Source organism: Aeromonas sp. R1-2 (assembly GCF_040908505.1).
Taxonomy (GTDB): Bacteria; Pseudomonadota; Gammaproteobacteria; order Enterobacterales; family Aeromonadaceae; genus Aeromonas; species Aeromonas veronii.
In genome coordinates this window covers 47,894-70,020 of sequence record NZ_JBFODU010000057.1, presented here as the reverse complement: position 1 = coordinate 70,020, position 22,127 = coordinate 47,894, and the positions used below count along the sequence as shown (strand labels likewise).

Here is a 22,127-nt window from a genome sequence, read left to right as displayed (position 1 = left end):
CTCCGGCTTTCTATTTGCCTTCAGGGACGCTTAGCGGCCTGATTCGGCAATCACGCGGGCGATGATATCGGCGCGCTTGCTGGCTTCCAGTTCGCCCAGGGCGATCAGGCCAGCCTTGAAGATGACGTTCTTCGGCAGGCTGACGTCGTCCAGCGTGGCGATCGCTTCAACGTGCATACCGTTCAGGCGGCTGGCATCGCGCGGGCTCAGGTTGACCTGAGTGTTCATCACCTGCTTGCCTTTCTTCTTGGCAGGTGCAGCCGCTTTCTTGGTGGATTCCTGTTCTTCGTCTTCCGGCAGTTCGTCATCAAAATCGTAAATAGACATAGTCAATCCTGTTGAGTTAGGCAAAAGGGCACGTTTGCCCGACATAGTAATCCGACATTGGGTCAATCAGCCCATATCCTCGTTACGGATAAAGGCGCGCCAGGAGGTGAGCACCTGGGCAAAATCTTCCAGCCCGCACATGGCCAGCTGTTCATCATCGTAGTAGGCGAGATCGTCAAGATCCTCACCCAGCTCGATATTGAGGGCGTTGGCTTTCACCTCCGCCTCTTCATGGGTCAGCAGCAGGGAGTAGTCACCGCCGTTGAGCCGGTATTCGACTCGGGTGCGGTTGGAGAGCTGATCAATGATGGAGAAGAGCTCGTCGAGCTTATCTTCATCTTTGCCAACTTCGTCGATCAGCCACTGACCGATGGCTTCATGGCCCATGGAGAACCGGGCGCGATAGCCACCAAACGGGTCGCGGCGAAATTCATAATCCATAGCACAGTCCAGATCGGAGGGATGGGCCATCACGGGCAGGCGGGTGCAAGCACGCAAGTCCTGCTCCATGGCGGGGCACACATCGGGTAAAGTGGCCTATTCTAGCGATCCCCCTCTCGCTTGTCTTGATGATGTGGCATCTTTGCGCCCATGTGCCCTGAATCGCCTCGTGGTGACGTAGCCAGATCAGCCCCTTGTCCGGAGATGTTATGCAGCTAAACGATAACCTTGCCCGTCAGATCGTCGCACGGGCGATGAAGATCCTGTCGTTCTCGGTCAACGTGATGGACGAACACGGCCTCATCATTGCGTCCGGCAATCCGGAGCGGATTCATCAGCGCCACGAAGGGGCTGTGCTGGCGCTGACCGAAAACCGGGTGGTGGAGATCAGCGAAGCGACAGCCCTGCAGCTCAAAGGGGTGCGACCCGGCATCAATTTACCCATCTCCTATCAGGGGGAGCTGATCGGGGTGATCGGTATCTCCGGCGATCCGGAGGAAGTGCGTGCTTACGCCGAGCTGGTGCGAATGACGGCAGAGCTGATCCTGGAGCAGGCGGCGCTCACCGAGCAGTTGCAGTGGGACAAGCGCCACAAGGAGGAGCTGGTGTTGCAGCTCATTCGGGGCGAGGGGCGAGTCGATCAATTGCAGCAGGCGGCCCGCTTTCTCGGGCTGGAGTTGGCCCAGCCTCGGGTGGTGGCCGTGCTGGCGCTGGAGGAGGCGGATCCGTCGCGTCTGCGGGAGCTGGTCCATCAGCTGGAAAATCCGGAGCGGGACAATCTGGTCGCCATCAACGGGCTCGACGAGATAGTGGTGCTCAAACCGGCGCAATTGAGTGATGGCGTCTGGCAATCGGCGCAGGAGCGCAGCCGGATCAAGCAGTTGCTGGCCCGCATTCCCCACTTCAAGGTGCATATCGCGGTGGGCGATTACTTCGCCGGGATCGACGGGCTGGCGCGCTCTTACCAGACGGCGCGAGATACCCTGCGCCGTGGCATGCGGCAGGCGCCGCGCAAACAGGTCTACTTCTTTGAGGACTACCGTTTGCCAGTGCTGCTCGGCAGTCTGGCGGACTCCTGGCAGGCGGATCAGCTGCGCACACCGCTACAGAAACTGGCCCGGGAAGATGGCAAGGGGGCGCTGCAGAAGACCCTGCGCCACTATTTCTTGCAGGATTGTGATCTGCATCGCTGTGCCGAAGCGCTGTTCATTCACCCCAATACCCTGCGCTATCGGCTGGGGCGAATAGAGCAGATAACCGGGTTGAATTTCAACAAGTTAGACGACAAATTTTTGCTCTATCTCGGCCTTAATCTCGACTTGTGATTGTAATTTTAGACAAAAAAATACATTTACATGATGTGATTTTTGGCTATTCAGCCAAAGCATTCTGATTGCAGATCTCCATAATGGCGGCCATTCACTCCCATTGAAGGTGTCCGTCATGATCCCGGTTACTGCCCTTGGCGCCATCGCGGCGCTCTCCATCGCCATCATCCTCATTTTGAAGAAGGTGCCGCCCGCTTACGGCATGATCGTGGGGGCTTTGGCCGGTGGCCTGATTGGCGGTGCCGATCTGACCCAGACCGTCGCCCTGATGATCGGCGGTGCCCAGGGGATCACCACTGCGGTGATGCGGATCCTGGCGGCCGGTGTGCTGGCGGGCGTGCTGATCGAATCGGGGGCGGCCACCACTATCGCCGAGACTATCGTCAAGAAGCTGGGTGAAACCCGCGCTCTGCTGGCGCTGGCGCTGGCAACCTTGATCCTGACTGCGGTCGGCGTATTCGTGGATGTGGCCGTCATCACGGTCGCCCCCATCGCGCTGGCCATCGCCCGCCGTGCCGACCTCTCCAAGGCGGCCATCCTGCTGGCGATGATCGGCGGCGGCAAGGCGGGTAACGTCATGTCCCCCAATCCCAACGCCATTGCCGCGGCTGATGCCTTCCATTTACCCCTGACCTCTGTGATGGCGGCGGGCATCATTCCGGGCCTGTTCGGTCTGGTGATGGCCTACTGGCTGGCCAAGCGGCTGAACAACAAGGGCAGCAAGGTTGCTGCTGATGAAGTGGTGAGCTTTGCCGGTGCCAAGTTGCCAGGCTTTGCCGCCGCCATCAGCGCGCCGCTGGTCGCCATCCTGCTGCTGGCTCTGCGTCCTGTTGCCGGTATCGTGGTGGATCCGCTGATTGCGTTGCCCCTCGGTGGTCTGGTCGGTGCCCTGATGATGGGTAAATTCAGCAAGGTGAACCAGTTTGCAGTCTCCGGCCTCGCCCGCATGGCGCCGGTCGCCATCATGCTGCTGGGTACCGGTACCCTGGCAGGCATCATCGCCAACTCCGGTCTGAAAGATGTGCTGATCAGCGGCCTGACCGCTTCCGGTCTGCCTTCTTACCTGCTGGCGCCTATCTCCGGTGCTTTGATGTCGCTGGCGACCGCCTCGACCACCGCCGGTACCGTGGTGGCCTCCAACGTATTCAGCTCCACCCTGATTGAACTGGGGATCAGCAGTCTGGCCGGAGCGGCGATGATCCATGCCGGTGCCACCGTATTTGACCACATGCCTCACGGCTCTTTCTTCCATGCCACCGGTGGCAGCGTCCACATGGGGGTGGGTGAGCGCCTGAAACTTATCCCTTACGAAACTGCAGTCGGTCTGACCATTGCCACTGTCTCCACCCTGATGTTTGGCGTGTTTGGCCTCGCCTAAGGAATTGATATGAAAATTGTTATTGCCCCCGATTCATTCAAGGAGAGTCTGAGCGCCATGGCGGTGGCTGATGCCATCGAGGCCGGTTTCAAGCAGGTGCTGCCGAACGCCACCTACGTCAAATTGCCGATGGCCGATGGCGGTGAAGGTACGGTGCAATCGCTGGTGGATGCCACCGGTGGCCGCATCCTGCCGGTCGAAGTGACTGCGCCTCTTGGCAACAAGGTACAGGGCTTCGTCGGTCTGCTGGGTGATGGCGAGCGCGCCGTCATCGAGATGGCCGCCGCCTCCGGCATCCATCTGGTGGCGCCCGAGCAGCGCAATCCGCTGCTCACCTCCAGCTTCGGCACCGGTGAGCTGATCCTGGCCGCGCTGGAGATGGGGGTGAAGCATCTGATCCTCGGTATCGGCGGCAGCGCCACCAATGACGGCGGTGCCGGCATGATCCAGGCGCTCGGCGGCAAGTTGCTCAAAGCGGATGGCTCAGCCATCGAGCTGGGCGGCGCAGGTCTCAGTGAGCTCGCAACCATCGATCTGAGCGGTCTGGATCCGCGTCTGAGCGAGCTGGTTATCGAGGTGGCGTGCGATGTGAACAACCCGCTTTGCGGCCCGAAAGGCGCCTCTGCGGTGTTTGGCCCGCAAAAGGGGGCGACCCCCGAGATGGTGGCGCAGCTCGATGCCAACCTCTCCCGTTATGCCGACTGCATTGAGCAGGCCCTTGGCAAGCAGGTGAAGGATATTCCGGGGGCGGGCGCTGCCGGTGGCATGGGGGCCGCACTGGTCGGTCTGCTTGGTGCCGAGCTCAAGCCCGGCATCCAGATCGTCATCGAAGCGCTGAAACTGGCCGAGGAAGTGGCCGATGCGGATCTGGTCATCACAGGCGAAGGGCGCATCGACAGCCAGACCATCCATGGCAAGACGCCAATCGGTGTCGCACGTTGCGCCAAGCAGTTCGGCAAGCCGGTGATCGGCATCTCCGGTTGCCTGACCGACGATTGCGGTGTGGTACATGATCACGGTCTGGACGCGGTATTCGCTGTGGTCAACCGCGCCATGTCTCTGCCGGAGGCGCTGGAGAGCGCCAGCACCAACATTCAACTCACTGCGCGCAACGTAGCAGCGCTCTATCAGCTCAAGGGCTGATCCGGTTCGGCCGATGCGCCCCATCGGCCACTCAATATCCCCGTTTGGGGCATCTCCCATCCCGCGAGATGTCTGACTGCCCTGGCACTTATTTGCCGATCCATCGTGATCGGCTCTTTTCTTTCTGCTCCTTTGTCTTGCCACACTTTTGACTCCATGGGTAAGCGCGGTTTTGATAGGCGCACATCTCCCTTTACGGCATAGTGGTCGTACCAAGTACAAGGAGAGACTCATGTTCCTGCTGACCCTGGGGGTTGCGCTGTTTACCCTGATCCATCTCTATCCCTGTTTTGCGGTGGCCCATCGGGCGCGACTGAGAGAACGGCTGGGTGAGAATCGCTACAAGGGGCTCTTCTCCCTGCTGGTGTTTATCGCCATCGCCTGCATCATCGCCGGTTGGCGCTCGGCCAGCTCGCTGCCGCTCTACTTCCTGCCGGAGTGGGGGCCGACGACCATGGCGGTGATGATGCCTTTTGCGCTGATCCTGTTCTTCTCCGGCCAGGGGCCCAACCATCTGCGCCGCTGGCTGGTGCATCCCCAACTGCTCGGTACCCTGCTCTGGGCGGTGGCCCATCTGCTGGTCAACAGCGAGGCGCGATCTCTGGTGTTGTTTGGCGGCATCGGGCTGTGGGCGCTGGTGAGCATGGTCTGGATTTCGGTGCGGGACTGGCAGCGATATCCCCGCCCGGCGGCTAACTGGACGGGCACTGGCATCAGCGTCGGGGCGGGCCTGGCTGCCACCGCGCTGTTGGTGTTCTGGGGCCACGGCTGGCTGACCGGCATTCCCCTGCATTGAGAGTGAACTGCGGCTCTGGTAACCGCGTATGATGGACAAAACAAAAGGAGTCTTGGCGATGAAATGGTTCACTCTGTTGCTGTTATTGGGGGCCAGCGCGGCCTCTTCGGCGTGCCCAGATTATTTCAATGTGGAGATGCGGGAGCTAAACAACTCTCAGCGCCATAACCTCTGTCAGCTGACCGAGGGCAAGGTGGTGCTGGTGGTCAATACCGCCTCCTACTGCGGCTACAGCGGCCAGTTTCGCGATCTGGAGCAGCTCTACCAAAGCTACAAGGATAAGGGATTGATTATTCTCGGTTTCCCCTCCAACGATTTCTGGCAGGAGGCGGGCAACGAGACCAAGACCGCCGAGGTGTGTCGCCGCGACTATGGCGTCACCTTCCCGATGTTCAATCGGGTAGCGGTGCGGGGCTCCGATGCTGTGCCACTGTTCAAGGGGCTGGCGGCGGCCGCTGATGGGGATGAGCCGAACTGGAACTTCCACAAGTATCTGGTGGGGCGCGATGGCAAGCTGATCGCCAGCTACGGCGCCAACCAGAATCCGGCTGACGACCCCCTCAAACTGCAGATTACCCGGGCGCTGGGGCTCTGACCCTACCCCTTGGCGGGCGGCTCTGGAATAATGGGCTCCCGCCACTCAATCCGGTTATCCTGTGCTGCAACGTCTTCCTCAAATGGTGATCTTCGATGCGCTGGTGCGCGAGCAGGGGATCTCTGCCGCCGCCCGTCGTCTTGGGGTCTCCAAATCCCATATCAGCAAGCAGCTGGCGCTGCTGGAGACCACCCTTGGCGCCCAGCTGGTACAGCGCACCACCCGCCGCTTTGTCCTGACCGAGCTGGGTCAGGAGTACGCCCGTCACTGTCATGCGCTGGTGGCGGTGGCGCAGGAGGCGGACTCGATGATCGCCGAGCGGCGCGGCAAGGTGAGCGGCGTGCTCCATCTCGGGGTGGGCCAATCATTTGGTCGTCTGCACGTCATTCCTCATCTCAAGGCGTTTCAGGATCGCTATCCCGAGCTGGAGCTGGAAGTCTCGCTGTTCGACCACAGAACCAATCTGGTGGATGAGGGGCTGGATCTCTGGCTCACCACCTATGAGGACAAGCCGGAAGGGCTGGTGGGACAGCGGTTGGCCGACATCGGCTTCGTGGTGGCGGCTTCGCCGGATTACCTGCTGAGCCACGGCACGCCGCTTCATCCCAAGGATCTGGCCCAGCACAACTGCATCACTTACCAGAGTCGGGAGCGGCGCTATCACCAGTGGTCGTTTCGCCAGGGCAAGGAGCGCCAGACGGTGCAGGTGGCGGGCAACTATCGGGTGGATATGGCGGAGGCGGTGCGGGATGCGGCACTGGCCGGGCTCGGCATCGCCTATATCGCCAACTACTTGCTGGACAAGGAGTTACAGAGCGGCAAGTTAATCCCGGTGTTGCCAGGGTGGCGACCGAACCAGCAGATGGCGGTACACGCCGTTTATGCCCGGCGCGAACATCTGGATCCCAAGATCCGTCTCTTCATCGATTTCCTCAAGGCCAGCTTTGGCCCCGAACCCTATTGGGAGCAGCGACTGGCCCCCTGGCTCGGGGGGAAATTGTCCGGCGGTGAGGAATAATTGTTTCCATATAAGAACTCTCGATTTCTTCTGATACTAAAATCGAACCAAATCAGCCAGTTGGCACAACCGATATCGTGCAAACGTTTTTTCTAACAGGCTTGTAACCAAGCGGACTTGCAGTGACGGGGTGAGAGGCGCAGAATCCGCGCCCATCTTTTGCCCCACCTGATGGAGTCCCTATGATTGCCCTGCTCGGCATCCTGAGTATCTTGGCGCTTGCCGTCATCTGCTCTGATAATCGTCGTCGTATCCCGTTGCGAACAGTTGGCCTTGCCCTCTGCCTGCAAATCATGTTTGCCGGTCTGGTGCTCTGGTTGCCTGCCGGTCAGCACGTCCTGAACGGGGTCAGCGAGAGCGTAAGCAGCGTGATCGGTTATGGCCAGGAGGGGATCGCCTTCCTGTTTGGCGATCTGGCCAAGTTCAAGCTGGGCTTCATCTTTGCTTTCAACGTGTTGCCGGTCATCATCTTCTTCTCCGCGGTGATCGCCATCCTCTACCACATCGGTATCATGCCGCGGGTGATCGCCCTGCTGGGTGGTGGCTTGCAGAAGCTGCTGGGCACCGGCCGTGCCGAGAGTCTTTCCGCGACCGCCAACATCTTCGTCGGCATGGTGGAAGCGCCGCTGGTGGTCAAACCCTACCTCTCCAAGATGTCCGACTCCCAGTTCTTCGCTGTGATGAGCTGTGGTCTCGCCTCCGTCGCCGGTGGCACCCTGGTGGGCTATGCCAGCCTCGGGGTTGAGCTGAAATACCTGATCGCTGCCGCCTTCATGTCAGCCCCTGCCGGTCTGGCGATGGCCAAAATCCTGGTGCCGCCGGGAGCTGAAGAGGTCGATCACCATCAGGATGTGGAGATCCCCCGCGCTACCAACGTGATCGAAGCGGCGGCCGATGGCGCCATGTCCGGCCTCAATATTGCGGTGGCAGTCGGTGCGACCCTGCTGGCCTTCGTTGGCGTGATCGCCATGCTCAATGGCCTGCTCGGCTGGGCTGGTGGTCTGGTGGGGCTGGATCTGAGCTTCCAGATCATACTGGGCTGGCTGTTTGCCCCCGTCTCCTGGCTGATCGGCGTGCCCTGGGATCAGGCGCAAGCCGCTGGCGCCCTGATCGGTACCAAGATCGTGGTCAACGAGTTCGTCGCCTTCATCGGTCTGGTGCAGGATCAGACCCTGAGCGAGTCGAGCAAGGCCATCGTGACCTTCGCCCTGTGCGGCTTTGCCAACATCTCCTCCATGGCGATCCTGATCGGTGGTCTGGGCTCCATGGTGCCGGAGCGCAAATCCTTCATCGCCCGTTACGGCATGCGCGCCATTCTCTCCGGCGTGCTGGCGAACCTGATGAGTGCCTGTCTGGCCGGTCTGTTCCTCGCCCTGTAACCGTTGCGGTACGGGATAGATGTAACAAGGGCGCCCTGATGGCGCCCTTGTCATATGGATAAAATGAAGCCCCGGCCTTGGTCGGGGTTTCATGTTTCTGCTCAGTCGACGTAGAAGGTCTGCTGGAAGCTGAGGTTCTGTTGCTGCCCACCGCCCATGATCTTCAGGGTGAACTGATAGGTGTCTTCGTTGCGGTAGGGGAGGGTCGCCAGATAGTAGATGGCATCGCCCTCTTTTACCTCCTGAAAGTTCAGGGTGCGGATGGTACCGGTCAGGTTCTTGGCCTCGCCGGTGATCCCCACGGCTTGCGCCACTTTCTGCTTGTCCTGTACCGCGATATTGATGATGGCGTTGTAGCGGCTGCGCTCCAGTCCATACGCCTTGGCGACCTCCGGTGTGAGGAAGCTGGAGTTGAAGGCGTTGTAGTGCACTAGCCAGGGCCCCAGCTCCTTCATCTGTTCTGCCTTGAGCGGCAGGGTCATCAGCAGTGCCAGCAGGCCACTCATCCAGGCTGTTTTCATCTGTCATCCCTCTCATATCTACGGTTGGCGCAGGCCGATTCATTCAGCCTTGCGTGTCATTCAGCAGCGCACTCACTTCTTGCGGCAACTGTTTGGGGCTGTCGATGGCGACGGTTTTGTGTCGCCCCAGCTCGCCCCGCACTATGGTGATCTGTCCCTTGGCCACCTTGAACTGCTTGGCCAGAAACTTGATCAGATGGCTGTTGGCCTGGCCATCGACCGGCGGCGCCGTGATGGCCACTTTCAGCTCTTCGCCATGCAATCCGATAATCTGATCCCGACTCGCCTTGGGCTGGATCACCAGATGCAGTACCAGTTCATCCCCTTGTTGCAGGACGGCTGGCATCAAATCATCCACCACAGCTGGCCGAACAGGTCACCCAGCAGGTAGTTGATGGCTTGCAGGCCGATAAAGGCGACCAGCACCGAGAGATCCAGCCCGCCCAGTGCCGGCAGTACGCGGCGGATAGGAGCGAGGAACGGTTCGGTCAACTGATGCATCACGTATTCGATGGGGTTGCGGCCCTGGCTGACCCAGCTCAGGATGGCGCGGATCAGCAGTACCCAGAAGATCATCGAGCCTGCTTTCTTCAGCACAGTCAGCGCGGCAAACAGGCTGATGCTGAGCCAGTCCGCCAGCAGCACGTTCATGCTCTTGAGCAGGGCCAGCTTGGCGAAGGCGACAGCTAGCGCCAGCACCACGGAAGCGAGATCGATGCCGCCCAAGCCCGGGATCACACGGCGCAGCGGGATCACCAGCGGATTGGTCAGCTTGACCACCATCTGGCTCATCGGGTTGTAGAAGTCGGCACGGGCCCACTGCAGCCAGACGCGCAGCAGGATCACCATCAGGTAGAGATCGAAAACGGTGTTAATCAGAAAGTAAGCAGTGTTCATCTGGGCTCCTGTTAGAAGAGGGTTTCCATTTCGGTGGCGCGAGCAACGGCCGCCTGCATGGCTTGCGCAGTCAGCGGCATCAGCCCCTGCTGCTGGAATGTCTTGATGGCTTCGGCTGTGGTGCCGCCCTTGCTGGTCACCTGTTCACGCAGGGTCTGCAGCGCCAGCTCCGGGTTTTGCTCCACCATGGCGGCTGCGCCCAGCGCGGTCTGCTGCACCAGCAGGCGTGCCTGATCGGGCGAGAAACCCATCGCCTCCGCCTCTTCGGCGATCGCCTGCATAAAGAGGAAGAAGTAGGCCGGAGCACTGCCCGCTGCGGCGATGATGCCGTTGATGCTGGACTCCTGCTCTACCCAGAGGGTCTTGCCGACCGCCTGCATCATCTGCTCGGCAAACTCGCGATCACTGGCTCCAATATGCTCGGGCGCATAGAGACCGGTCATGCCCAGACCCAGCAGGGCCGGGGTATTGGGCATGGTGCGGATGATGCGGTCATGGCCACCGGCCATCTCGCCAAGGCGCGCCACCTTGATACCGGCCGCGATGGAGATGAGCAGCTTGCCCTCAAGGGATCCCAGCTCTTCAACCAGTGCTGCCAGCATGCCGGCCATCAGCTGCGGTTTGACCGCCAGCACGATCACTTCGGCGCCTCGGGCTGCCTCGGCATTACTCTGGGTGATGCGAATGCCATGTTCCCTCGCCAGCGCCTCCAGCTTGGGCAGACTGGGGTTGGCAGCAGTGATCTGCCCGGCGGGATAACCCGCCTTGACCAGTCCGGCGATGATACTGCGGCTCATGTTGCCCGCGCCGATAAAGGCCAGCGTTCTATGCTGCATCAGATGCTCCTGTAGCACATGGGGTCGCGGCGGGGTGGGTGCTGCCTGCACCACCAGACGCCAGAATTTGGTGTTCCATCAAACGCTCCTGTTGATGAAGTCGCGGCAAGAAGCGGACGTATGGGTTATCCGCTGGCCTTGCCTATGAGTAGTCACGGGCGCCGAAGATGGCGGTGCCGACCCGCACCATGGTGCTACCGTGGGCGATCGCCAGTTCGAGATCTTCGGTCATCCCCATCGAGAGGGTATCCACCGAGGGGTATTGTCGCGCAAGCTCGGTGAACAGAGTCTGCATACGGGTCATTTGGGCGGCCAGTACGCCCTCGTCGCTGGTGTGCTCGGGAATGGCCATCAGCCCCCGCAGCACCAGTCGCTCACTGTGAGAGACCAGCTCGGCAAGGCGGAAAATCTCTTGTTCCGACGTTCCGGATTTGCTGCTCTCTCCGCTAATATTGATTTGCAGACAAACATTTAGCGGTGCCATGCTGGCTGGACGCTGGTTGTTGAGGCGGTCGATCAGCTTGTCCCGATCCACGCTCTGTACCCAGTCAAATCGTTCGGCGACCAGTTTGGATTTGTTCGATTGCAAAGGGCCGATAAAGTGCCACTCTATGTCGCTATATTCCGGCTGCTGGCGCAAGGTATCGATCTTGGCCGCTGCTTCCTGAGCGTAGGATTCGCCAAAGCAGCGCTGACCTGCGGCATGGGCAGCCATGATGGCCTCGACCGGCTTGGTCTTGCTCACGGCCAGCAGGCGGATCTGCTGCAGGTTGCGGCTCGCCCGTTCGGCGGCCTGGGCAATACGTTCCTTTACCTGAAACAGGTGCTGGGCAATCTGGTTCATATTTCGTTAGTGATCTTGTGATGGGAGAATGACAAGTCTATGGATATCACAGAGTTATTGGCTTTCAGTGTAAAGCATAAAGCCTCGGATCTACACCTCTCGGCCGGGGTTCCCCCGATGATCAGGGTTGATGGTGAGGTTCGCAAGATCAATTTGCCCGCCCTGGAACATCGGGAAGTGCATGCCCTCATTTACGACATCATGAACGACCATCAGCGCAAGGAGCTGGAGGAGAACTTCGAGGTCGACTTCTCGTTCGAGGTGCCCAATCTGGCCCGTTTCCGGGTCAACGCCTTCCAGCAGGCGCGCGGTTCGGGCGCGGTATTTCGTACCATCCCCAGCACTGTGCTGAGCCTCGAGGATCTCGATGCGCCGGAGATCTTCCGCAAGATCGCCGAGTTCCCGCGGGGTCTGGTACTGGTGACCGGCCCGACCGGTTCCGGTAAGTCGACCACCCTGGCGGCCATGGTCAACTACATCAACGAGAACTTCCATCACCACATTCTCACCATCGAAGACCCCATCGAATTCGTCCACGAGAACAAGCGCTGTCTGGTGAACCAGCGGGAAGTGCACCGTGATACCAAGAGCTTCAGCAACGCCCTGCGCTCGGCACTGCGGGAAGACCCGGACATCATTCTGGTGGGCGAGATGCGCGACCTTGAGACCATTCGTCTGGCCATGACCGCCGCCGAAACCGGCCATCTGGTGTTTGGCACCCTGCACACCTCGTCGGCGGCCAAGACCATCGACCGTATCATCGACGTCTTCCCCGGCGCGGAGAAGGACATGGTGCGCTCCATGCTCTCCGAATCCCTGCGGGCGGTCATCTCCCAGACCCTGCTCAAGCGCATTGGCGGCGGCCGGGTGGCGGCCCACGAGATCATGATGGGCATTCCGGCGGTGCGTAACCTCATCCGGGAGGACAAGATTGCCCAGCTCTACTCGGTGATCCAGACCGGGATGACCCACGGTATGCAGACCATGGATCAGAGCCTCAAGCAGCTGGTGAGTCGTGGCGTGGTGGCATCCCTCGATGCCAAGGCCAAGGCCGTCGATCCCAACAGCATTTAAGCGACTCGCACCCAGGGAGGGATAGATGATGAATCTGGATGATCTGCTGAGCGAGCTGGTCGAGCGAAAGGGATCGGATCTGTTTGTGACGGTGGGCTCGCCGCCCACCCTCAAGGTGAATGGCCATCTGGTGTCGCTGGGGGGGGAAGCGCTCGACAAGAAGGGGGCGCTGACGTTGGTCAGGGATACCCTCAGCAGCGATCACTTCGAGCGTTATATTCGCACCAAGGAGGCCAACTACGCGATCTATCGCGAGGCGCTTGGTCGTTTTCGGGTCAGTGCCTTCTGGCAGCAGGAGCTGCCCGGCATGGTGGTGCGGCGTATCGAGACCCGCATTCCCACCTTTGAAGATCTGCAGCTACCCAAGATCCTGCAAGAGGTGGCGATGGCCAAGCGGGGACTGGTGCTGTTTGTCGGCGCCACCGGGGCGGGCAAATCGACTACCCAAGCGGCGATGATCGGCTATCGCAACCAGCATGCCGATGGTCACATTCTGACGGTGGAAGACCCGGTGGAGTTCGTCCATCAGCATGGTCGCAGTCTGGTGACCCAGCGAGAGGTGGGGATCGACACAGAGTCGTTCGATGTGGCGCTGAAAAGTTCGCTGCGTCAGGCGCCGGACGTGATCCTGATCGGCGAGATCCGCAGTCAGGAGACCATGGAGTTTGCCCTGCAATTCGCCGAGACGGGACACCTTTGTCTCGCCACTTTGCATGCCAACAATGCCAACCAGGCGCTGGATCGCATCCTCCATCTGGTGCCGCAAGACAAACACCGCCAGTTCCTGTTCGATCTCTCTTTCAACCTCAAGGCCATCGTCGCCCAGCAGCTGGTGCCGAGTATGGATGGCAAGCGGCGCTGCGCTGCGTTCGAGATCCTGCTCAATACTCCGCTCATCACCGACATTATCCGCAAGGGAGAGATGCATCGCCTCAAGGAGGTGATGACCAAATCGACCGAGTTGGGTATGCAGACCTTCGATCAGGCGCTTTTCAGCCTGTTCTGCGCCGGCCAGATTGGCTACAGTGAGGCCCTCGCCCACGCCGACTCGGCCAACGACCTGCGATTGCTGATCAAGCTCTCCGGTCGCGAACGGCTCGGCACCGGTACGCTGGACAATGTGACGCTGGATGAATGAATCATGGGGCTGCTCTGCCGTTCGGCCCCTCGCCATAAAGGAACGTTATGCTGATTGTGGTTTCCCCGGCCAAGACGCTGGATTACGAGTCACCGCTGGTGACACCCCGTTTCACCCAACCCGAGCTGCTGGATCACTCCGCCGAACTGATTAGCCGGGCCCGCCAACTGAGCCCTGACCAGATCGCCACTCTGATGAAGATCAGCGACAAGCTGGCCGGTCTCAATGCCGCCCGTTTTGCCGAGTGGCAGCCGGATTTTACCCCCGCCAACGCCCGTCAGGCGCTTCTGGCTTTCAAGGGGGATGTCTACACCGGTTTGGCGGTAGAGGATTTCAGCGAGGCCGATTTTGACTTCGCTCAGGCGCACCTGCGGATGCTCTCCGGCCTCTACGGCGTGCTGCGCCCACTCGATCTGATGATGCCCTACCGGCTGGAGATGGGGACCCGGCTCGACAATAGCCGCGGCAAGGATCTCTACCAGTTCTGGGGGGAGGTGATCACTCACCACCTCAACGACGCGCTGGCAGCGCAGGGGGATGAAGTGCTGATCAATCTAGCCTCCGACGAGTATTTCAAGTCGGTACGACCCAAGAGCCTGAAAGGGCGGATTGTCACGCCGGTGTTCAAGGATGAGAAGAACGGCCAGTTCAAGATCATCAGCTTCTACGCCAAGAAGGCGCGCGGCATGATGGCTCGCCACATCATCAAGCACCGTCTGACCGAGGTGGAGCAGCTGACCGGTTTCAACGCCGAGGGCTACTACTTCGTACCGGAAGAGTCGGACGCCAATACCCTGATGTTTAAACGCGCCGAAAATTAATTACAAAAAGAGGGAACCAATCTTTCGACCCACGGGTCTGAATATGTGAATCCTCTGTTGTAAGCACTTTTTATTCGCCGACGTTTGATACGTCGGCTTTTTTATTGCCGTTTTTATTGTCCATCGATTGCCTTCGCCGGGACTATGTGGTTCAGATAGACTCAAGACAGGGAGCGAGTCGTCGTGAGGTGAATATGGAACAGAAAAATGCCATTCGGCAGGTTGCCGTACCTTGGGCTCCGTCCCGCCAGCTCCCACCCGGGCTGGTCGTTGCCGAGCTGCATCAGGATCTCTGGAGCGACTCTCTGACCATCATGCTGGGGCGGGCACGCAGCATCGATCTACCCCCGCAAATCCTCTGCCGGGTCTATTTTCGCCATATCTACGCCCTGCGGGTTATCGAAGATTGCGATCTGGCCGAGGGGAAGGATAGTCACGCTATCGAAGAGCAGATCCAGCTCATCACCCCATCCCGTTTTGCCAGCTGGTTCCATCAGGAGTCGGACGGCCTGCATCTGGATGAAGATCTGCAGCACTATCGCATCTCGACCTGGGATTATTGCGCCGATGTGCTGACCTCCTCGGCGCCTGAACTGCAGTTCCTGCCCCAGAGCGAGTAGCCAGCTGTTACGTCAGAGGCGAAGGATGATCCTTCGCCTCTTGGTTTTTGGGCTGGTGCAGATTTTGTGGCGTTCAGGCCATTCAGCTTGGGTGGTGGCCTGTTGTGTCGGCACAAAAAAAGCGCCTCAGAGGAGGCGCGGGGAAAAAGACAGATTGGAAGCGTCACATGGGTGCTACTTGAATCAGCGAATGAGCCGTGCCATTCAAGTATGGAGCCATCATGCCAAGCTCAATCTGAAGTAGTTCTGAGGCGATTCTTCATTTTCTGTTCATCTTGTCAGCAAAGCGTGGCCACTGGCAGAAAGCCTTTTCATTCTGGCCACGATATTGTCCATTCCCTCTCCACGGGGGCTCATCGTCTCATGGGGCCAGCTCGAATGTTGTGCCTGTCTGTTCCAGTGCCAGCAACCAGCGCTTGATGGGAATGCCGCCAGCATAGCCGGTCAGCTCGCCGCTGCGTCCGATCACCCGATGGCAGGGTACTATGATGCTCAGCGGATTGCGGCCATTGGCAGCGCCTACTGCTCGCACTGCCTTGGGATTGCCGATAGCCTGGGCAATCTCGAGATAGCTCACGGTCTCGCCATAGGGGATATCACACAAAGCGTTCCACACCGTTTGCTGGAACGGGGTGCCCTTCGCTGCCATGGGCAGATCGAACTGCTGCAATTTTCCGGCAAAATAGGCGGTGAACTGCTCGACGAAAGGAGCAAGAGTCAGGTCATCACGCAGCCACTCATCGGTCGGAGTTACCGGCTGCTCCCCCTGGACGAACTCCACATAGCGCAGGCCATCCTGATCGATGGCGACCAGCAGGGGGCCGCGTGCGCTGTCGCAAAAACTGTATCTCATCGGCTGACATCCTTTGGGGGCTGGGGGGGCTCAGTCCAGTACCGGTTTGCCGCGGGCGGATTTGATATCCCCCTTGCGCTTTTTGGCATCGACCCGTTTGCGCTGGGAGCTGCGGGTCGGCTTGGTGGCATGGCGAGCCTTGGGGCGCCAGGCTGCTTTTTTCAGCAACTCCACCAGACGGCTCATCGCCTCCTTGCGGTTCATGTCCTGGCTGCGATGGCTCTCGACCCGGATCAGTACAAAGCCATCGTGTACCCGGCTGTCGCTCAGCTTGTCGAGACCCTCCTTGTAGAGGGGCGTCAGGCTGGGAGAGTTGCGGTAATCGAAGCGCAACCAGACGGCGGAGTCGGTCTTGTTGACGTGCTGTCCACCGTTGCCCTGTGCCCGCATGGTCTGAAATTGCAGCTCATACCAGGGAATCGTGACGCTGTTGGAGATAACTAACATGCTGTTTTGCTCTTGTTTGGTGCATACCCGCTGACCGCTGCAGCATGGTGCCTCATTATGGGGCGTGCTGGCCGGTTATGGGGATGTGCCTGGCGAATGGCGCAGGCATTAAAATCTATCTATATGAAATAAAACAATAAAAATACTTGGCATAAGAATTGAAACCCGATTCATGACACACCATGGATTGGGAGCAACCAGATGAAGCTGATTAGTGCGATTATCAAACCGTTCAAGTTGGACGATGTCCGCGAGGCTATTGCCAACCTGGGGGTGGAAGGGCTGACCGTGTCCGAGGTCAAGGGATTTGGCCGCCAGAAGGGACACACCGAATTATATCGGGGAGCCGAGTATCAGGTCGACTTCCTGCCCAAGGTGAAGCTGGAGATTGCTACCGCCGATGATAACGTGGAAGGGGTGATCGAGGCGATCTGCAAGGCGGCCTATACCGGCAAGATCGGCGACGGCAAGATTTTTGTCTACGACTTGCTGCAAGCGGTGCGCATCCGCACCGGCGAGAGTGACGACGAGGCGCTGTGATGAACCGCATCCGTGACGTACAGATCTGTTGACCTCCCGATCTCGGGGAATCCCGATGGAGTGAGCGCTTATTGAAGCCTGCTCAACATAACGTTTTGCTCAGAAGAGGCCGAATGGGATTCTATCCGGCCCTTTTCATTTATGGGCGATTAAATATGTGATGTGGCGACGGCGAGCTTTCTTGATCCGCTTATAAGATGTATGCAGAATGCAAACGGAAATCGTTATCACTCTGTATAGCTAATCAAGGAATGGATGATGAAAATGAAGATGTTGGCACTGGCTTTCTCTGCGTTGGCAGCTCAGTCGGCATTGGCGGCCGGAGAAGTGAATGTCTACTCCAACCGGCAGGATGAGCTGATCAAGCCCATCATCCAGCAGTTCGAGAAGGAATCTGGCATCAAGGTGAACGTGGTGTTCGCCAAAGAGGGATTGAACGAGCGTCTGGAGCGGGAAGGCAAGCTCTCTCCGGCCGACCTGATGCTGACCGTTGATATCAGCCGTCTGACCGATCTGGTGGACAAGGGGCTGGTGCAGCCGGTAGACAGCAAGATCTTGCAGGAGAACATCCCCGCCATCTATCGTGATCCGGAGAATCGCTGGTTCGCCCTGACCACCCGGGTTCGCGCCATCTACTCCAGCAAGGATCGCCTCGGCAAGCTCGATACCATCAGCTACGAAGATCTGGCCAAGCCTGAATTCAAAGGAAAAATCTGCACCCGCAGCGGCAAGCATGAGTACAATGTGGCGCTGGTCTCCTCCATGATCGCCCATCACGGCATGACCGAGACCAAAACCTGGCTGGAAGGGGTCAAGGCCAACCTGGCGCGCAAACCGCAGGGCAATGACCGGGATCAGGTCAAGGCGATCAAGGATGGCATCTGTGACGTGTCGCTCGGCAACAGCTACTATCTGGGCGCCATGTTGAAAGATCCTGCGCAGAAGTCCTGGGCGGATGCGGTCTATATCAACTTCCCGAACCAGGCTGACCGCGGTGCTCACGTCAACGTGAGCGGCGTGGCCATGACCAAGTATGCCAAGAACAAGGCCGAGGCCCAGAAGCTGATGGAGTTTCTGGCTGGTGACACCGCCCAGCACATGTATGCGGACGTGAACGCCGAATATCCGGTCAAGGCCGGAGTCGAGCCTTCCGTCATGGTCAAGTCCTGGGGCAGTTTCAAGTCTGACGCACTACCGGTCAGCGATTACGCCAAGCACCGCAAGGACGCCTTGCAGTTGCTGGATGAAGTGAAGTTCGATTTGTAATCAGATGGGGCCAACGGCCCCATCAACATCTGTGGTCTCATGAAAAATTTTGGATGGATGACCGGCAGCTGGGCCACCGCCCTGCTGCTGGGTTTACCGGTTATAGCCCTGCTTTTCTCTGCCTTTTCGGCTGAGGGGGAGCTGTTTCGCCACCTCGCCGATACCGTGCTGCTCGATTATCTGGGCAATACCCTGGGGCTGGTGGTCGGAGTGGTACTGCTCAGCCTGCTGTTTGGTGTACCCACCGCCTGGCTGGTGGCCATGTGTCAGGTGCCGGGGCGCCGTGCCCTGCAATGGGCGCTGATGCTGCCGATGGCCATGCCCTCCTATATCGTCGCCTACGTCTATACCGACTTGCTCGACTACTCGGGCCCCCTACAGGCCGGGTTGCGAGCACTCTTTGGCTGGAACAGCCCTGCCGATTACTGGTTTCCGGCCGTTCGCTCCCTTGGCGGCGCCGCCTGGGTGCTGGCGCTGGTGCTGTTCCCCTATGTCTATCTGCTGACCCGCGCCTCTTTTCTCGAGCAGTCAGTCAGCTTGATCCACTCCAGCCGCCTGCTCGGCTGCACCCCGTGGCAGAGCTTTCGCCGCCTCAGTCTGCCGCTGGCGCGCCCCGCCATCATGGTGGCTGTATCGCTGGTGGCCATGGAGACGCTGGCCGATTTCGCCACCGTCCACTTCTTTGCCATCAACACCCTGACCACGGCGGTCTACGATACCTGGCTCGGCTACGGCAGTCTCGCCACCGCGGCGAAACTCTCCTGCCTGATGCTGTTGGCTGTGGTGCTGCTGATCGCGCTGGAGCGCCGCTCGCGCAGTCGGCAGCAGGTGTTCCAGAAGTCCATGGGCCATGAGCAGCCGCTGCGCTATCCGCTCAAGGGGATGAGCCGCTGGTTGGCGGGTCTCTGGTGCTGGGGGCTGGTGCTGGCCGGTTTCGCTCTGCCGTTCGTCATCTTGCTCGATTACGGCGTGCGTTACTTCGAGTTGTCGTGGACGCCGGAGTTTGTCCGCTTTGCCGGAAACAGCTTGGCTATCTCGGCGCTGACCGCACTGCTGGCGATGGGTATCGCCCTGCTGCTCGGCTTCTTCCGCCGCCTCGATGGCGGGATCAAGAGTCTGCTGCCTCTGCGCATCGCCGCCATGGGCTACGCCATGCCGGGCACAGTGCTGGCCATCGGGGTGCTGGTGCCGCTCACCGCCCTCGACTTTGCCATCAACGATCTGGCCGAGTGGCTCGGGCGTCAGGGGCCGGGGCTGCTGCTGACCGGCACTATTACCGCCATCGTGTTCGGCTATTTGGTGCGCTTCGTGGCCATTGCCATCGGCTCGGTGGAGAGCAGCATGGGCAAGATCTCCCCCAGCCTCGACATGGCGGCCCGCTCTCTGGGGCAAGGGGATGGCGGCATGCTGCGCCGGGTCCATCTGCCGCTGGTGCGCCGCGGTCTGTTTGCCGGTGCCATGCTGGTGTTTATCGAATCCATGAAGGAGCTGCCCGCCGCCCTGCTGCTGCGGCCGTTCAACTTCGATACCCTGGCGACCCACGTCTACCAGTTCGTCTCGGACGAGATGCTGGAGCGCGGCGCGCTGGGGGCCATCGTCATCGTACTGGTGGGGCTGTTGCCGCTGATCTGGGTCAACCGCAGTCTGGACAGTCCGGGTCACTGAGTCGCCACGTCGGTCAATGAAATTGCATGCGGTGTGCTGAACCGAAAGGCAGTGCGCCGCCAGAAACGAGAGGAAGTCAGCCTTGTCCTGTTTGCAGGTTGAAAATGTCAGCTGCCGTTACAACGGCCGCAATGTGCTGGAGCAGCTCTCCCTGACGGTGGCAGACAACGAGATCGTCTGCCTGCTGGGAGCCAGTGGCTGCGGCAAAACCACGCTGCTCAAGGCCATCGCAGGGCTGCTGCCGTTGGCAGAGGGCACGATTCGCCTCGGCGATACCCTGCTCGACGGGCCGGGTGTCGGCATGCCGCCCGAGGCGCGCAATATCGGGATGATCTTTCAGGATTACGCCCTCTTCCCCCACCTGACGGTAGCTGACAACGTCGGCTTTGGCCTGACCAAACTCGATCGCCGCGCCCGCCAGCAGCAGGTGGACGAGGCGCTGGCGCTGGTCAATCTGCAGGGGCTGGGGGATCGGTATCCGCATCAGCTCTCCGGTGGTCAGCAGCAGCGGGTAGCCATCGCCCGGGCGCTGGTGTGCAAGCCGCGGCTGATGCTGCTGGATGAGCCCTTCTCCAACATCGATACCCAGGTGCGGATGAAGTTGATCCTCGAGATCCGCGCCCTGCTCAAGCAGCAGGGGATCGGCGCCATCTTCGTCAGCCACAGCAAGGAGGAGGCGTTCGCCTTCGCCGATCGGCTGGCGCTGTTTCGCGCCGGTCACATCGAGCAGGTGGGCCAGCCGGAGCAGCTCTATCGCCGTCCGCAAAACCGCTTCGTGGCGGAGTTTCTCGGCGGGGTCAACTATCTGGCTGCCGAGGTGGTGGACAGCCACTGCGTACAGACGGCGCTCGGGGTCATTTGTGGCAGCGAGCCCCATGGCCGCGCAGTGGGTGAGCAGTTGCAGCTGATGCTCAGACCCCAGCAGTTGTTGCTGGAGAGCGCCGCAGATGGGGAGCTCAAGGTGGTGGAGCAGCAGTTCCTCGGCCACCACTGCCGGGTGCTGTTCGAGTGTGGCGATCTGCAGCTGGAGGCGAGCATTGGCGAGCCCCTTGAGGGAATGCGGGCACGGATCAAGGTTGCCCCCCATGGGTTGGTGTTGTTTGACCCTTTGCCCTGAACGCGTGATATCGTCGTGAAATCAAAGAACTGGATTCACTCTGGTTTATAATCGCGCAACGCAAATAGCCCGTAACGCTAACGCCTACTCAGGGGAGAGATATATGAAAGCCCAAGCCGGGATCTGCGCAGAGCCGAATCTGCACGCCCTCTATCTGATGTTCAATCGTACCGGCGATGCCGCCGAACTGGTCGGCCGTCTGGCCAAACTGCCCGCCTTGTGGCAGGCGGTCGCCGCCGATTTCCCCGATGCCGGTTTCAGCGGTCTGGTTGCCGTTGGCGCCGATGCCTGGGATGGTCTCTACCCTGCCGCCCGTCCGCCCCAGTTCCGCAGCTTTATGGCGCAATCCGCCAACGGTCAGGAAGCCCCCAACACCCCGTTTGATCTCTTTATTCAGCTGCGCGCCGATCGGGTGGACGTGCTGCACCACGCCGGTCACCGTGTGATGGCACTGCTGGCCGGACTGGTCGAGCTGGCCGAAGAGGTGCGCGGTTTCCGCAATCTGGATTTCCGTGACCTGACCGGTTTCGTTGACGGCACCGAGAACCCGCAGGATGAGCACCGTGCCGAAGTGGCGCTGCTGGCGGAAGGCGAGTTTGCCGGTGGCTCTTACATCCACGTTCAGCGCTGGGTCCATGCCATGAGCGACTGGGAGAAGCTGGCGCAAAAAGAGCAGGAAGACATTATCGGTCGCACCAAGCCCGATAACATCGAGTATGAGTCTGCCGCCAAACCGCTGACCGCCCACATCAAGCGGGTCAACCTCAAGACCCCGAAAGGGGAGTCCATGGAGATCCTGCGCCAGAGCATGCCCTGGGGCACCATGACCGAGCAGGGGCTCTACTTCATCTCCTGCTGCCGCACTCCGCAGCACTTCAACGCCATGCTGGCCAGCATGTACAAGGGGGAGGGCAGCCACTTCGACCACCTGCTGCGCTTTACCAAGGCAGTGACCGGCGCGGCTTTCTTCGCCCCATCGGAGGGTTTTCTGATGGCGCAGGGCAAATAAGCCCGCCTGACGAAGCTGCAGAAAACAAAAATCCCGGCCTTGGCCGGGATTTTTCGTTCTGGCGTGACCGCTAT

General features: G+C 60.0%; 25 protein-coding genes. 16 read left to right on the top strand and 9 right to left on the bottom strand.

Annotated elements, in window-relative coordinates:
- Positions 1-30: 30 nt before the first annotated feature.
- Together AB5Y76_RS19885 and AB5Y76_RS19880 are read right to left on the bottom strand one after the other, a co-directional pair.
- A complete protein-coding gene (locus tag AB5Y76_RS19885) occupies positions 31-327 on the bottom strand; it encodes a hypothetical protein (RefSeq protein ID WP_005340323.1) in 297 nt (98 codons plus the stop codon).
- Between the two features lie 66 nt (positions 328-393).
- Complete coding sequence (locus tag AB5Y76_RS19880) at positions 394-768, bottom strand: YacL family protein (RefSeq protein WP_101530225.1); 375 nt, start codon at positions 766-768, stop codon at positions 394-396.
- A 209-nt stretch (positions 769-977) separates the two neighbouring features.
- On the opposite strand from AB5Y76_RS19880, the gene AB5Y76_RS19875 reads away from it, so the two are divergent.
- The 7 genes from AB5Y76_RS19875 (at position 978) to AB5Y76_RS19845 (ending at position 8,405) form a co-directional block, all read left to right on the top strand.
- The gene (locus AB5Y76_RS19875; RefSeq protein WP_150995719.1) at positions 978-2,093 is read left to right on the top strand and encodes a sugar diacid recognition domain-containing protein; all 1,116 of its coding nucleotides are present in this window, start codon (positions 978-980) and stop codon (positions 2,091-2,093) included.
- Between the two features lie 118 nt (positions 2,094-2,211).
- A complete protein-coding gene (locus AB5Y76_RS19870; protein ID WP_005340326.1) occupies positions 2,212-3,474 on the top strand; it encodes a GntP family permease in 1,263 nt (420 codons plus the stop codon).
- A 9-nt stretch (positions 3,475-3,483) separates the two neighbouring features.
- Complete coding sequence (locus AB5Y76_RS19865) at positions 3,484-4,617, top strand: glycerate kinase (RefSeq protein ID WP_263719104.1); 1,134 nt, start codon at positions 3,484-3,486, stop codon at positions 4,615-4,617.
- A gap of 232 nt (positions 4,618-4,849) precedes the next feature.
- Positions 4,850-5,413 (top strand): NnrU family protein, encoded by a 564-nt coding sequence (locus AB5Y76_RS19860; protein WP_263719103.1) that lies wholly within the window; start codon positions 4,850-4,852, stop codon positions 5,411-5,413.
- A 58-nt stretch (positions 5,414-5,471) separates the two neighbouring features.
- Positions 5,472-6,008 carry a glutathione peroxidase gene (locus AB5Y76_RS19855; RefSeq protein ID WP_263719102.1) on the top strand — a complete coding sequence of 179 codons (537 nt, stop codon included), beginning with the start codon at positions 5,472-5,474 and terminating at the stop codon, positions 6,006-6,008.
- Positions 6,009-6,090: 82 nt separating this feature from the next.
- A complete protein-coding gene (locus AB5Y76_RS19850) occupies positions 6,091-7,026 on the top strand; it encodes a LysR family transcriptional regulator (protein WP_185900079.1) in 936 nt (311 codons plus the stop codon).
- Between the two features lie 182 nt (positions 7,027-7,208).
- Entirely contained in the window at positions 7,209-8,405 is a 1,197-nt protein-coding gene (locus AB5Y76_RS19845; protein WP_005348874.1) for a NupC/NupG family nucleoside CNT transporter, read from the top strand.
- Positions 8,406-8,506: 101 nt separating this feature from the next.
- On the opposite strand, the gene AB5Y76_RS19840 is transcribed toward AB5Y76_RS19845, so the two are convergent.
- The 5 genes from AB5Y76_RS19840 to AB5Y76_RS19820 form a co-directional block, all read right to left on the bottom strand.
- Entirely contained in the window at positions 8,507-8,926 is a 420-nt protein-coding gene (locus tag AB5Y76_RS19840; RefSeq protein ID WP_005340339.1) for a DUF4426 domain-containing protein, read from the bottom strand.
- Between the two features lie 43 nt (positions 8,927-8,969).
- Entirely contained in the window at positions 8,970-9,272 is a 303-nt protein-coding gene (yggU, locus tag AB5Y76_RS19835; protein WP_005340341.1) for a DUF167 family protein YggU, read from the bottom strand.
- Positions 9,272-9,823, bottom strand: a complete 552-nt coding sequence (locus AB5Y76_RS19830; RefSeq protein WP_263719101.1) for a YggT family protein — start codon at positions 9,821-9,823, stop codon at positions 9,272-9,274. Before AB5Y76_RS19830 ends, yggU begins: the two co-directional genes overlap by 1 nt.
- 11 nt (positions 9,824-9,834) lie before the next feature.
- Positions 9,835-10,659: a pyrroline-5-carboxylate reductase gene (proC, locus tag AB5Y76_RS19825; protein ID WP_263719100.1), complete on the bottom strand. Its 825-nt coding sequence runs from the start codon at positions 10,657-10,659 to the stop codon at positions 9,835-9,837.
- 142 nt (positions 10,660-10,801) lie between these two features.
- A complete protein-coding gene (locus AB5Y76_RS19820) occupies positions 10,802-11,503 on the bottom strand; it encodes a YggS family pyridoxal phosphate-dependent enzyme (protein WP_263719099.1) in 702 nt (233 codons plus the stop codon).
- 39 nt (positions 11,504-11,542) lie between these two features.
- Here AB5Y76_RS19820 and tapT point away from each other — a divergent pair, with 39 nt between their 5' ends.
- The 4 genes from tapT to AB5Y76_RS19800 all read left to right on the top strand — a co-directional run bounded on the left by tapT (position 11,543) and on the right by AB5Y76_RS19800 (position 15,156).
- Positions 11,543-12,577 (top strand): type IVa pilus ATPase TapT, encoded by a 1,035-nt coding sequence (tapT, locus tag AB5Y76_RS19815; RefSeq protein WP_005340354.1) that lies wholly within the window; start codon positions 11,543-11,545, stop codon positions 12,575-12,577.
- A 28-nt stretch (positions 12,578-12,605) separates the two neighbouring features.
- Positions 12,606-13,715 carry a type IVa pilus ATPase TapU gene (gene tapU, locus AB5Y76_RS19810; protein WP_005340356.1) on the top strand — a complete coding sequence of 370 codons (1,110 nt, stop codon included), beginning with the start codon at positions 12,606-12,608 and terminating at the stop codon, positions 13,713-13,715.
- A gap of 47 nt (positions 13,716-13,762) precedes the next feature.
- Complete coding sequence (gene yaaA / locus AB5Y76_RS19805) at positions 13,763-14,536, top strand: peroxide stress protein YaaA (RefSeq protein ID WP_064338818.1); 774 nt, start codon at positions 13,763-13,765, stop codon at positions 14,534-14,536.
- A gap of 194 nt (positions 14,537-14,730) precedes the next feature.
- Entirely contained in the window at positions 14,731-15,156 is a 426-nt protein-coding gene (locus AB5Y76_RS19800; RefSeq protein ID WP_005340360.1) for a hypothetical protein, read from the top strand.
- 361 nt (positions 15,157-15,517) lie between these two features.
- On the opposite strand, the gene AB5Y76_RS19795 is transcribed toward AB5Y76_RS19800, so the two are convergent.
- Positions 15,518-16,009, bottom strand: a complete 492-nt coding sequence (locus tag AB5Y76_RS19795) for a methylated-DNA--[protein]-cysteine S-methyltransferase (RefSeq protein ID WP_101530185.1) — start codon at positions 16,007-16,009, stop codon at positions 15,518-15,520.
- 30 nt (positions 16,010-16,039) lie between these two features.
- On the bottom strand, positions 16,040-16,456 hold the full coding sequence (gene arfB / locus AB5Y76_RS19790; RefSeq protein ID WP_263719095.1) for an alternative ribosome rescue aminoacyl-tRNA hydrolase ArfB: 417 nt from the start codon (positions 16,454-16,456) through the stop codon (positions 16,040-16,042).
- Positions 16,457-16,657: 201 nt separating this feature from the next.
- Here arfB and glnK point away from each other — a divergent pair, with 201 nt between their 5' ends.
- The 5 genes from glnK to AB5Y76_RS19765 all read left to right on the top strand — a co-directional run bounded on the left by glnK (position 16,658) and on the right by AB5Y76_RS19765 (position 22,053).
- Positions 16,658-16,996, top strand: a complete 339-nt coding sequence (gene glnK / locus AB5Y76_RS19785; RefSeq protein WP_005341406.1) for a P-II family nitrogen regulator — start codon at positions 16,658-16,660, stop codon at positions 16,994-16,996.
- 258 nt (positions 16,997-17,254) lie between these two features.
- Positions 17,255-18,262 carry a Fe(3+) ABC transporter substrate-binding protein gene (locus tag AB5Y76_RS19780; protein WP_263719113.1) on the top strand — a complete coding sequence of 336 codons (1,008 nt, stop codon included), beginning with the start codon at positions 17,255-17,257 and terminating at the stop codon, positions 18,260-18,262.
- Positions 18,263-18,301: 39 nt separating this feature from the next.
- Complete coding sequence (locus tag AB5Y76_RS19775; RefSeq protein WP_263719091.1) at positions 18,302-19,927, top strand: iron ABC transporter permease; 1,626 nt, start codon at positions 18,302-18,304, stop codon at positions 19,925-19,927.
- Between the two features lie 82 nt (positions 19,928-20,009).
- On the top strand, positions 20,010-21,044 hold the full coding sequence (locus AB5Y76_RS19770; protein WP_263719089.1) for an ABC transporter ATP-binding protein: 1,035 nt from the start codon (positions 20,010-20,012) through the stop codon (positions 21,042-21,044).
- Positions 21,045-21,147: 103 nt separating this feature from the next.
- A complete protein-coding gene (locus tag AB5Y76_RS19765) occupies positions 21,148-22,053 on the top strand; it encodes a Dyp-type peroxidase (RefSeq protein ID WP_064338814.1) in 906 nt (301 codons plus the stop codon).
- The last annotated feature ends 74 nt before the right edge of the window (positions 22,054-22,127 follow it).